This window comes from Adlercreutzia sp. CNCM I-6216 (assembly GCF_977113345.1).
Window position 1 is genome coordinate 58,108 of the sequence record NZ_CDSBIE010000011.1, and the last position, 11,185, is coordinate 69,292.

General features: G+C 60.3%; 10 protein-coding genes and 1 pseudogene. All 11 read left to right on the forward strand.

Going from position 1 to position 11,185, the window contains the following annotated elements:
• Positions 1-12 precede the first annotated feature (12 nt).
• The gene (locus tag ACYVRU_RS09870; RefSeq protein ID WP_237418770.1) at positions 13-1,065 is read left to right on the forward strand and encodes a TIGR02452 family protein; all 1,053 of its coding nucleotides are present in this window, start codon (positions 13-15) and stop codon (positions 1,063-1,065) included.
• 94 nt (positions 1,066-1,159) lie between these two features.
• Positions 1,160-1,879, forward strand: coding sequence for an ATP-dependent sacrificial sulfur transferase LarE (gene larE, locus ACYVRU_RS09875; protein WP_461186077.1), 720 nt, complete (start codon positions 1,160-1,162; stop codon positions 1,877-1,879).
• A gap of 145 nt (positions 1,880-2,024) precedes the next feature.
• Entirely contained in the window at positions 2,025-2,336 is a 312-nt protein-coding gene (gene gatC, locus ACYVRU_RS09880; RefSeq protein ID WP_114540205.1) for an Asp-tRNA(Asn)/Glu-tRNA(Gln) amidotransferase subunit GatC, read from the forward strand.
• Positions 2,336-3,829, forward strand: a complete 1,494-nt coding sequence (gene gatA, locus ACYVRU_RS09885) for an Asp-tRNA(Asn)/Glu-tRNA(Gln) amidotransferase subunit GatA (protein ID WP_461186078.1) — start codon at positions 2,336-2,338, stop codon at positions 3,827-3,829. The genes gatC and gatA overlap by 1 nt, the downstream gene beginning before the upstream one ends.
• Positions 3,830-5,413 (forward strand): Asp-tRNA(Asn)/Glu-tRNA(Gln) amidotransferase subunit GatB, encoded by a 1,584-nt coding sequence (gene gatB / locus ACYVRU_RS09890; RefSeq protein ID WP_461186079.1) that lies wholly within the window; start codon positions 3,830-3,832, stop codon positions 5,411-5,413.
• An 8-nt stretch (positions 5,414-5,421) separates the two neighbouring features.
• The gene (locus tag ACYVRU_RS09895) at positions 5,422-5,733 is read left to right on the forward strand and encodes a holotricin-3 (protein ID WP_173113469.1); all 312 of its coding nucleotides are present in this window, start codon (positions 5,422-5,424) and stop codon (positions 5,731-5,733) included.
• A 425-nt stretch (positions 5,734-6,158) separates the two neighbouring features.
• Positions 6,159-7,298, forward strand: coding sequence for an ornithine carbamoyltransferase (locus ACYVRU_RS09900; protein ID WP_173113467.1), 1,140 nt, complete (start codon positions 6,159-6,161; stop codon positions 7,296-7,298).
• 114 nt (positions 7,299-7,412) lie between these two features.
• Positions 7,413-8,609 (forward strand): agmatine deiminase family protein, encoded by a 1,197-nt coding sequence (locus ACYVRU_RS09905; protein WP_173113465.1) that lies wholly within the window; start codon positions 7,413-7,415, stop codon positions 8,607-8,609.
• A 249-nt stretch (positions 8,610-8,858) separates the two neighbouring features.
• Positions 8,859-9,080, forward strand: coding sequence for a hypothetical protein (locus ACYVRU_RS09910; RefSeq protein WP_173113463.1), 222 nt, complete (start codon positions 8,859-8,861; stop codon positions 9,078-9,080).
• Between the two features lie 12 nt (positions 9,081-9,092).
• Positions 9,093-10,538 (forward strand): purine-cytosine permease family protein, encoded by a 1,446-nt coding sequence (locus tag ACYVRU_RS09915; RefSeq protein WP_173113461.1) that lies wholly within the window; start codon positions 9,093-9,095, stop codon positions 10,536-10,538.
• A gap of 129 nt (positions 10,539-10,667) precedes the next feature.
• Positions 10,668-11,084: pseudogene (locus ACYVRU_RS09920) on the forward strand (amino acid kinase family protein); the annotation flags it as partial.
• Positions 11,085-11,185: the final 101 nt, after the last annotated feature.

Genomic DNA, 11,185 nt, shown 5'->3' on the forward strand with positions numbered 1-11,185 from the left:
AAGGAGCGCGGTATGGCGGGTTTCAATGACAGGCGTCCGAATCGGGACGAGCAGCGGGAGGAGCGGCGGCGCGAGGCGGCGCGGCACACGGGCCTCATGAAGGCCGCCTTCGGGCGTGAGACCGACGAGGCCATTGAGAACGCGCGCATCTATGAGGAAGGGGAGGGGCGCTCGCTTCTGTGGGGCGCCGAGGCCGCTGCGGCCGCCGAGGCGGCGAAGCGCGCAGCGGAGATGGCCGAGGCGGATGCCGAGGGGGCGCAAGCGGGCAATGAGGAGGCCCGCGAGGCCGCCGAGATTGCCGAGGGAGCCGCCGAGGAAGCAGCTGAATCCGACGCAGTTGCACCGACCGTCACGGAGACGACGGTCAAGGTCGTGACCTCCTTCGCTCCCGAGGCGCTCTACCGCGATGCCACGGGCAAGACGATGATCGTGGATCCCGGCGCCTTCACCCGCCCCGGCGGCGCCTACGAGGACGGCGCTTTCGGCCCGGAGCAGATCCTGTGCTCCGAGAGCAACCTGTACCCGATCCTTGTAGCCCACAAGCGCGACTTCTACGACAAGAACCGCGACTATCGTCGCGGCTCGCTGTTCACCGACCGTGCGCTGTACGTGCCCGAGGTGCTGTTCTCGCGCGGGGGCGATGTGCGCCGCGCCGACGTGCTGGTCATCGCCGAGCCCATCCGTGCCTACGCGCTGGAGAACCACCGCTCCGAGCGCGAGTGCGACAAGGCGCTGGCCGACCGCATCGAGACCATCTTCCGCGTCGCCGCGGCCAACGGCGCTGAGACGCTCATCATGGGCGCCTTCGGCTGTGGTCGCAACGGCTACCCTGTCGAGCAGGTGATCGAGCTCATCCAGAACTGGATCGCGGAACACCCCGGCGCCGTGCCGAACGTGGTGTTCGCCGTGCCGCGCATGCACGCCGATGCCTTCCGCGAGGCCTTCGGCGCCCCGGAGCCCGAGCGCCCCGCGCCGGTCGTTGTCGCCGAGGGCGAGAACGACCGCGAAGGCGATGACGAGGACTGGCGCAACGTGGAACTGCCCGAGGGCGTCACGCTGCGCTAAGGATGGCTGCTCCTTGAGGGGCAGAGCATAGAAGAGAACGAATCGGGCGGTGTGTGGCTTCGGCGCGTCGCCCGATATAGTACAGAAGGCGAGTATGGAAGTAACGAAAGTCGCAGAGATCGAGGAAAAGAGCGCGGAATCGGCGGTGGATTCCGAAAGCGTTGTCGCCGAGGACACCGAGGATGTGGGGCCGGGCCAGCACCTGTTCGGCGAGCCGCTTGAGATGTACCTTCTGCGCGAGCCGAAGCTGGCCGTGGCCTTCTCGGGCGGCTGCGACTCGGCGCTGCTTCTGGCGGCGGCGAAGCTGGCGGGGTGCGAGGTGCGCGCCTATCTGGTGAAGACTGCCTTCCAGCCCGATTTCGAGCTTGATGACGCCCGTGCTGTGGCGGCGGCGCTGGATGTGCCCCTCACGGTAGTGGAAGCGGACGTGCTGGCTCAGGAGGCTATCTGCGCGAATCCCGCCGACCGCTGCTATCTCTGCAAGCGCTTCATCTTCGGGGAAGTGCGCCGGGCCGCGGCAGCTGACGGGTTCACGGTGATCGTCGACGGCACCAACGCCACCGACGATCCCGAGCGGCGCCCCGGCTTCAAGGCGCTGGCCGAGGCCGGGGTGGTGTCGCCCTTGCGCCGCGCCGGCATGACCAAGGCCAACGTGCGCCACGTGCTCGCCAGCTTGGAAGAGCGTTTCGGCCTGCCGTCCGGCGCGCTCATGTCCGCCAAGCCGAGCTTCCCCTGCCTGGCCGTCTACGTGCCCCAAGGCGAGTCGATCACTGAAGCGTCTTTGCGGGAGGCCGCCCGATCGCGCGGACTGTGAGTCGCCCGCTCTGTTAAATCTTCGCGCTCGGTGGGCGCGGGGCGCGCTGGTGGCGCGCCTTTTGCTATCATGGAGCGGTTGACTTAACGAACCGGGGAGTGCCGATCGCCACGGCGCGGCCGCTCCCAGAGAAGGAGCGCGATTCATGACGCAGCATCTTTCCGAGGCCGATGTGCGGGGCATCGCGGAATACACCCGCATTGGCCTTGACGCGGAGGAGGTCGTCGCCATGACGGCCGACCTGAACGCCATCATCGACAGCCTGGCGCCTATCACCGAGTTCGACCTCGACGGGGTCGAGCCGACGTTCCATCCCATCGGCGACTTGTCCAACGTCATGCGCGATGACGAGGTGCGCGGGAGCTTCACCCAGGAAGTGGCGCTGGAAAACGCGCCCAAGCAGGAAGACGGCAGCTTCCTCATCCCGTCCATCCTGGGGGAAGGGGGCGATCGCTAATGGCGCGCACCTTCGGAGAAATGGGCATTCGCGAGATTCAAACCGGTCTCGCCGCCAAGGAGTTCTCGGCCGCCGAGGTGGCCCGCGGCACCTTCGAGCGCATCGGCGAGGCCGACGGGGCGGTGCATGCCTTCCTGGAAACCACCGAGGAACTCGCGCTCGACGCGGCGGCTCGCATCGACGCCGCCGTCGCCGAGGGGCGCCTCGCCGAGATGGGCCCGCTCGCGGGCGTTCCCGTGGGCTACAAGGACAACCTGAACCTCACGGGCACGCACACGACGTGCTCCTCGAACATGCTGCGCGACTACGTGTCCCCCTACACGGCGACCTGCGTGGAAAAGACGCTGCGCGCCGGCGCTCTTCCCATCGGCAAGCTGAACATGGACGAGTTCGCCTTCGGTGGCTCCACCGAGACCTCCGCCTTCGGCCCCACCTTCAACCCGTGGGATGTCGAGCGCGTGCCCGGCGGCAGCTCGGGCGGAAGCGCCGCGGCCGTGGCGGCGGGCTTTGTGCCGGTGTCGCTCGGGTCGGATACGGGCGGCTCCATCCGCCAACCGGGCTCGTTCTGCGGTCTGGTGGCCGTGAAGCCCACCTACGGCGTGGTGTCGCGCTACGGTGTGGTGGCCTTCGGCAGCTCGCTCGACCAGGTGGGCCCCTTCGCCCGTTCGGTGGAGGATGCGGCGCTCGCGCTGAACGCGCTTTCCGGCCGCGACGAGCTGGACTGCACGAGCCAGCCGTGCGACGTGGACTTCACGGCCAACCTCGCTGAGGGCGCGCGCGGCATGAAGATCGGCATCGTTCCCGCGTTCATGGAGGCGGCCGGTCTTGCGCCCGAGGTGCGGGCGAAGGTGGAAGAGGCCGCGGCTGTTCTTCAAGATATGGGCGCGGAACTGGTGGAAGTGGAGCTTCCACACGCCCAGGCCGCCATGAGCGCCTACTACGTGCTCGGCCCCTGCGAGGCCTTCAGCAACCTCGCCCGCTTCGACTCGGTGCGCTACGGCTACTGCGACCCGGACCACAAGGATCTGGCCAGCCAGTACGAGGCCAGCCGCGCCGCCGGCTTCGGCGCCGAGGCCAAGCGCCGCATCCTGCTTGGCAGCTATCTCCTCTCTTCCGGCGTTTACGACACCTACTACTACCCGGCTCAGCAGGTGCGTACCCTCATCACGGGCGACTATGCGGCGGCTTACGAGAAGGTGGACGTCATCCTCGCGCCGGTGGCGCCGCGCACGGCCTACAAGCTGGGCGAGATCGGCGACCCCACTGAGATGTATCTGGGCGACATGTTCACCATCTCCATCAACATCGCCGGCAACGGCGGCCTGTCCTTTCCCGTGGGCCTCGGCGCCGACACGGGGCTTCCCGTGGGCGTGCAGCTGATCGCCCCCCCATTTAGGGACGCGAACATGTTCCGCGCGGCCGCTGCTTTGGAGGCGGTCTACGGTCCGGCTCCGGTCGCCCCCGATTTTGCCGACGGAAAGGTGGGTGCGTAAATGAAGACCCTCGAAGAGGTATTCGAGACCTGGGAGGCCGTCATCGGTCTGGAGATCCACGCGGAGCTGACCACGCTGGAAACCAAGATGTTCTGCGGCTGCAAGTTGGAGTTCGGCGCGGCCCCCAACACCCACACCTGCCCGGTGTGCCTGGGGTTGCCCGGGGCGCTTCCCGTGCCCAACCGCGCGGCCATCGAGTCCATCGTGCTAGCCGGTCTTGCCACCAACTGCGACATCGAGAAGCACTCGATGTTCTACCGCAAGAACTACATGTACCCGGATATGGCGAAGAACTTCCAGACCACTCAGGGCCCCATCGCGTTCTGCATGCGGGGCCACCTTGACCTGGACGTGGACGGCAGGGGCGCGACCGAACGCTACCGCCTGGACGCGCTCGCGCCCGGCGAGAGCGACGGCAACATCACCCGCACCGAGGACGGCTACGTGGCCCACGTGGGCATCACCCGCATCCACATGGAGGAGGACGCCGGCAAGATGGTGCACCTCGGCGGCGGTGAGGGCCGCATCGCCGGGGCCACCCAGTCGCTCGTGGACTACAACCGCGCCGGTACGCCGCTCATCGAGCTGGTGACCGAGCCGGATCTGCGCACGCCGGAGGAGGCGCGCCTGTTCATGCAGAAGCTGCGCCAGATTTACCTGGCTCTGGGCATATCCGACTGCTCCATGGAGGAAGGTTCCCTGCGCTGCGACGGCAACGTGTCGCTGCGCCGCCGAGGCACCACCGCGTTCGGCACCAAGACCGAGCTGAAGAACATGAACTCGTTCAAGAACCTGCACGACGGCCTCGCCTACGAGATCTGCCGCCAGGCCGAGGTGCTCGAGGAGGGCGGCGTCATCTACCAGGAGACGCGCCATTGGGATCCCTCTGCTAAGCGCACCATCGTCATGCGCGTGAAGGAGACGGCCGACGACTACCGCCTGTTCCCCGAGCCGGACTTGGCGCCCTACGACCTCTCTGACGAGTTCATCGAAGGGGTGCGCGCCAAGCTGCCCGAGCTGCCCGACCAGAAGGCCGCGCGCTTCGCCGCCGATTTCGGGCTCACCTCCTACGACGCGCGTCATCTGGTGGAGCACCGCGCCACGGCCGACTTCTTCGACGAGTGCATGGCGCTCGCGAAAGCCGAGGCCGACGGCAGCAAGTTCGCCAAACCGCTCGCGAACCTCATCATCAACGACGTGGCCGCGTGGCTGAACGCCCACGAGGGCACGTTGCTCGCCGATACGCCGCTGACGGCGGTCCGGGCGCTTTCGCTTGTGAAGATGCTTGCGGATGACACTATCTCCTCGAAGCAGGCCAAGGAGGTGTTCGCGGCCATCATGGACGAGGGCGCCGACCCCGAGGCCATCGTGGAGGCCCGCGGCATGAAGCAGGTGTCGGACGCCGGCGCCATCGAGGCCGTGGTGGACGAGGTCATCGCCGCCAACCCCGACGAGGTGGCTCGCTACCGCGACGGCAACACCAAGGTCATCGGCTTTTTCGTCGGCCAGTGCATGAAGGCCATGCGCGGCCAGGGCAACCCCAAGATCATCAACGAGCTTCTGGCGAAGAAGCTCGCCGAATAGGAGCAACCATGGGCATCTTCAAAGACGAGAACGGCAACAGCTACGGCGACTGGACGCATCGCGGTCAGGGCCGCACGCGCGATGCCGCCAACAGCATCGTGACAACGGGCGATGAGAAGAAGTGGTACGACCAGACCTTCTGGATCATCTTCTTCCTCGTGGTGCTGTGGCCCGTGGGCCTCGTGCTCATGTGGAGGGGCGCCTGCACCTGGCACGTGACGGTGAAGATCGTCGTGACCATCGTGCTCATAGGCGTGGTGGCGCTGTCGTATCAGATGTCCCAGGCTGTTATTGCAGCTCAAGGGACGATGGGGGCGTAACGTATTCCGCCGGAGGCGATTGCGGAACAACCCTCCGTGCTCAAGCAATGGCTCGCTCGGCGGAACAGTCCACTGGACTGTTCCGTTTGCTGCGCAACCTGCGCGCGAAGACCTGCCCGCAACCGCACCCTGCATTGTTCGAGTATGGCGGAACAGTCCATTGGGCTGTTCCGTTTGCTTTCGCGCCTGCGTGCGAATGCCCGTCCCGCAGCTGCGTCCTATTTAGCTAAACGCTGTATATGCATAAACAAGATATTCGACCTTTTTCAGATAACCAAGCTGATTACCACATAATGGCCTTTATGTATCAAGAGGTATGGTCTGCAAGGGCCATTTCGAACATTTATATGAGGGGGTAATTGAGGGTCAGCCTTGCTTCTTTGTAGAGTTTGAACCGCAGAATCCCAGGAGAAGGGGTTCGAACTATGAGTGTTCGCCAAGTGGCGAACGACGAGAAAGAAGGAGCAACGGTTATGAAGCATGAGCACTACATGGACATGAATCGTTTGAGCGATTGGAGCGTAGAGCAGATCAACGAACTGCTTGATACGTGCTTGCTGCTCAAGGAGATGGAAGAAAAGGGTGTTCGTCTTCCTCTGCTCAAGGACGTTGTCCTTGCAATGATGTTCGACCAGCAGTCTACCCGTACGCGTGTGAGCTTCGAAACAGCCATGACCCAACTTGGCGGCCATGCCATGTTCCTGGATGGCAGCTCTTTGCATGCCGGTTCTGGCCAAGAGGATATCGCTGAGACGGCTGCCATCATTTCTAGCATGGCTGATGCCATCATGATCCGCAGCCTCAGCCAGCGCGTCATCGATGAGGTTGTTGCTAACTCCACCGTACCGGTAATCAGCGGTATGAGCTGCGCCTTGTTCCAGGAGGATGGCTTCGGCAGCCAGGAGCAGCATCATCCCACGCAGGTTATCGCTGACCTCATCACGATGATCGAGCGCAAGCCGGCGGGCAAGAAGCTTTCCGACCTCACCTTTATGTGGCTGGGTGATGGCGCCGACGGGTTCGACTGCGTGTTCATGGACCATCTGTCCTTGTTCCCTCGTTTGGGCATTCGCGTTATTTGCGCAGCGCCCAAGAAGTTCTGGCCGAGCGACGAGCTGCTTGCCAAGTGCCGCGCTCAGGCTGCTGAAGATGGTAATGGCGAGATCATCTGCACTGAGGATCCGCTGGAGTACGCTGGAGAGACCGACTTCTTCTACACTGGCGTGGTTAACTACCACAACTACGGCGTGAGTGAGGAAGAGGCCTTCAAGGTCTTCTATCCGAAGTACCAGATCAATGCTGATCTGATGGCACATGCTCCTAAGAGCGCCTGGGTGCTGCATTACCTGCCCGGCAACCGCAATTGGGAGTTGACCGATGAGGTTTGGGATGGTCCGCAGTCCGCGCTGCTTCCTCTGGGCGAAAATCGTCTTTATGCCCAGCGCGGCATTCTGGTGTACATTCTGTGGCCGCTTCGCCGCAACACCAGCGAGTACTTGAAGGACTACTACCGCGGTAAAGTTGAGGACCTCCTTACCCCGCGTATTCGCAACTACGATTTCTAAGAGGATCGATTGCGTCCGTCGCTTTGCGTGAAAGCTCGCGACGGACGCTTCGCTTTCTGCGCAGAATCGTTTTGATTCTACCCACTTTTGTTCAGTCGAACTGGAGGTATTGTAATGCGTCAGATTACTGAATCCGAATCTACTCCTCAAGCAGATGGCTTCTATATGCCGGCTGAATTCGCTCCTCAGGAGCGAGTCTGGATGGGCTGGCCCAATCGTCCCGATACTTTTGCCTTTGGTGCCGTACCTGCTCAGCGTACCTATGCGGGAATTGCGAATGCAATTTCCGAGTTCACTCCGGTGGTGATGTGCTGCAACGAGGATGATTATGCCAACTGCAAGGCGGTATTTGCAGACAACGAGCGCGTAACTGTTCTCGAAATGAGCATCAATGATGCTTGGTTCCGTGATACGGGTGCAACTTTTCTCATTGATGGCAAGGGCAATAAGGCGGCTACGGATTGGCATTTCAACGCCTATGGTGGCTTGGTTGACGGCCTGTATTTCCCGTGGGAGAAGGACTCTCAGATTGCTGGGAAAATGGCCGACTACTCTGGCGTTCGCACGTATCGCCCTGATCATGTGATTCTCGAAGGTGGCTCCATTACCGTTGACGGTGAGGGAACCCTGATCGTCACCGATTCCTGTCTCCTGTCTGCTGGTCGTACTGCCTCGGTGCTTGTCGCCGATGAGCCGGATGCAGGCGATTGGCCGCAATACGCTCGCAAGTATGCGGCCTTCAGCGAGGAGCTGCGTGAGTATATGACCCAAGAGCTCGAGAAATACCTCGGTGTTGAGAAAGTTATTTGGGTCAAGGAAGGTATTGACCCTGAGGTGACCAACGGCCATATCGACGACTGCGCTACGTTTATTGCTCCTGGTGTCGTGGCATGCATTTGGACCGACGATCCGGACTATCCCTTCTATCGTCAGTGCCATGAGATTTATGAGACGCTTTCAAATGCGGTAGACGCGAAGGGTCGTAAGCTGAAGGTCTACAAGCTCCCGATGCCGGAAAAGCCGTGCTATATGTCTGAGGAAGAGGCTGCTTCGATTGACCTCGTCAATCCGCGTACGGCCCAGGATGAGCCGCAGATTGCCTCGTATATGAACTATCTCGTCACGAACAACGCCTGCATTGTTCCGCAGTACGGAGACAAGAACGATGCGCTTGCCGTTGAGACGCTTCAGAGTATCTATGACGAAGTGTGGGGCAAGGATGTTTTCAAATGTGTAGGCGTGGATTCCCGACAGGTGGTTTACGGCGGTGGAAACATCCACTGCATCACTCAGCAGGAGCCTTGCGCCTAGGGCGTAAAACGCGTTTTCCATATTGCATCTGATTTCAGGGTCCATTCGCCGTATCGACGATAAGTTGGGTCGAGTGAAGCTGCGAGAACGAAGGGCGCGGGGATGGCGAGGTTCGTGCTTCGCGCCCCTCTTCGAGCTGCGAGATGCGCAGGGAAAGTACCTGTTTGGAAAGTCGACAATGCGTAATTAAACGATACCTCCGATTGCTTTACGCAACTTCAACTCCACCAATCAAAAAGGGAGTAGTCTATGGATGATTTACAGCAAATCACTGCTGAGCTCAGCGGAAAAACGAATTTTGATGCAGAGCATGAAGGAGATCTTTTTGAGCGAATCGCGATTATCGAAAAGCAGGAAGCCGCGGGAGAGCTTATTCCGGGATTAAACAAAGTCGATCATATCTTGATTGCCGCAATGTTCATCGTGCTCGGTGTGTTGCCTGTGATCTGGTATGCGATTACGTACGCTTAAAGGAGGTGCATTATGGCTGAGGCAGATATCAATAGTGAGGCACAAAGCGAGTCCATGCCGGTCTTGAAAAGCGAGCGTATCTACGATTTCAAAGACTATACAGTGGTTATCACTGGTTTTGCGTGCGCGGCATGGTGCTTCATCACGGGAGGAACTTTAGCGCTTTACGTGGGCGTTCAGACAGCACTGGTCGCCTCGATTGCGGGCAATATCATTGCAGTGTTGCTTATGTCCCTTGCGACGCAGGTAATTTCTGGCAAGTATGGCGTCGATGCCTATACGTCTGTCAGAGGTGTGCTTGGCGGAAGGGGGACAAAGGTATTTCTAATCTTGATGTCGATTTTCGTCATCGCTTGGCTTATTATTCTCTGCATGATGGTGGCGAAAGCCGTCGGCAATATTGTGCTGGGATTTACCGGGATAGATATCACTACAGGTATCCCGATGTTCATTGTTTCAGTGCTTGCCGGTGCGGTTTGCTGGCTAGTTGCTTGGAAGGGCCCGGAGCTCCTGAAGAAGCTCAACATCTTCGTTGCGCCGGTTTTCGTCATCATCCTGATCTTCTTGTTCGCGGTGGTGTCCATGAATTACGGTTGGGACACGGTTCTATCCGCGGAGCCTCTTGCGCCGCTTGATAGCGAATGGCTGAACTTTCTCATTGCTTTCGAATTGAGCATGGGCGCCGGTTTTTCTTGGTGGCCGAACATGGGAGGCTTGGCGAAGCTGTGCAAGACAACGAGAGCGGCGTATTGGCCGAATATCATTGGCCTTGTTTTTGCTGCAACTTTGGGTACCGTGATGGGTGTGGCGGCGTCGCTGCTTGTGAACAGCTCTGATCCGACTGCTTGGATGATTCCCATGGGTGGGTTGGCGCTCGGCACCGCGGCTTTGGTTTTGGTAATTGCCGCTGACATTACGGCCTGCTCCGTCATGTTGTATAACTTGGGTATCGGCGTAAAGCAGGTAAGGAGCTTCCTGAAGCTTTCTTGGGGCAAGGTCACTGGCCTGATTACCCTTATCGCATTTATCGGAATGATTTGGGCAGAGCCGCTCTATGACAGCTTCTATATCATTCTGGGAATTTCTAGCATGAGCTGTGCTCCTATCGCCATGATGCAGCTTGTGGACTACTATGCATTTAGGAAAAAGCACATTTCGCTTCGTGATGCGTACAATAACAGCAAGAGCTCCAAGTACTATTTCTGGGGAGGCTTTAACTGGGTTGCCATTGGAGTATTCGCTGCTGCGATTGTGCTATACCTGCTTATCTTCGATCCGTTCTTGTGCGTGCCTCAGCCAGCTTTCGTGTATTGCGGAGCAACGGCCATAGTATGCGTTTTCGTTGCTGTGCTATACTACGTGCTCGGAAAGCTATTGCTGGTGAAGAGGGGAATCGGCGGCTTTTCTGAGTCTGCTGAAAAAGTGAGCACTGAGTCCGTCGGTGAAAATAACCTATGATTGACGGAGCGAAACATATGGTTATCGCACGAATAGTGCAGAAGAAAAACGATTAACGACGCGATGGGACCTTGTGTGTATTGACAATGCGATACGGGTCCCATCATTTTTGATACAGGAGGAACATCCATGCCTTACCAGAAAGGGCCCGGCAAGACCGTCGTCATCGCCCTGGGCGGCAACGCCCTCGGCAACACCCCGCAGGAGCAGCTCGAGCTCGTGCAGAACACCGCCAAGCACATCGTCGACATGATCGAGGAGGGCACCAACGTCGTCGTGTCCCACGGCAACGGCCCCCAGGTCGGCATGATCAACAACGCGTTCGCCTACGCGGCTGCCAACGACGACAAGACCCCGGACATGCCCTTCCCCGAGGCCGGCGCCATGAGCCAGGGCTACATCGGCTACCAGCTGTCCCAGGCCATCCTGAACGACGTGAAGGCCCGGGAGATTCCCCGCTCCACCGCCTGCATCGTGACCCAGACCGTCGTCGACGCCGACGACCCCGCGTTCCAGAACCCCACCAAGCCCGTGGGCGCGTTCATGGAGGTAACGTACAATCTCTTGCGCACTTTCACAGCAGCATAGCCTAGATACCAAAAGACACGGCTCCGGCCTTCGGTATGATTCGAGTTGTCTAGATTCGA

Coding starts and splice junctions, on each gene's coding strand:
- ACYVRU_RS09905 (WP_173113465.1), top strand. CDS start 7,413: ATGCGTCAGATTACTGAATCCGAATCTACTCCTCAAGCAGATGGCTTC.
- ACYVRU_RS09900 (WP_173113467.1), top strand. CDS start 6,159: ATGAGTGTTCGCCAAGTGGCGAACGACGAGAAAGAAGGAGCAACGGTT.
- gatB (WP_461186079.1), top strand. CDS start 3,830: ATGAAGACCCTCGAAGAGGTATTCGAGACCTGGGAGGCCGTCATCGGT.
- ACYVRU_RS09895 (WP_173113469.1), top strand. CDS start 5,422: ATGGGCATCTTCAAAGACGAGAACGGCAACAGCTACGGCGACTGGACG.
- larE (WP_461186077.1), top strand. CDS start 1,160: ATGGAAGTAACGAAAGTCGCAGAGATCGAGGAAAAGAGCGCGGAATCG.
- ACYVRU_RS09915 (WP_173113461.1), top strand. CDS start 9,093: ATGGCTGAGGCAGATATCAATAGTGAGGCACAAAGCGAGTCCATGCCG.
- gatA (WP_461186078.1), top strand. CDS start 2,336: ATGGCGCGCACCTTCGGAGAAATGGGCATTCGCGAGATTCAAACCGGT.
- ACYVRU_RS09910 (WP_173113463.1), top strand. CDS start 8,859: ATGGATGATTTACAGCAAATCACTGCTGAGCTCAGCGGAAAAACGAAT.
- gatC (WP_114540205.1), top strand. CDS start 2,025: ATGACGCAGCATCTTTCCGAGGCCGATGTGCGGGGCATCGCGGAATAC.
- ACYVRU_RS09870 (WP_237418770.1), top strand. CDS start 13: ATGGCGGGTTTCAATGACAGGCGTCCGAATCGGGACGAGCAGCGGGAG.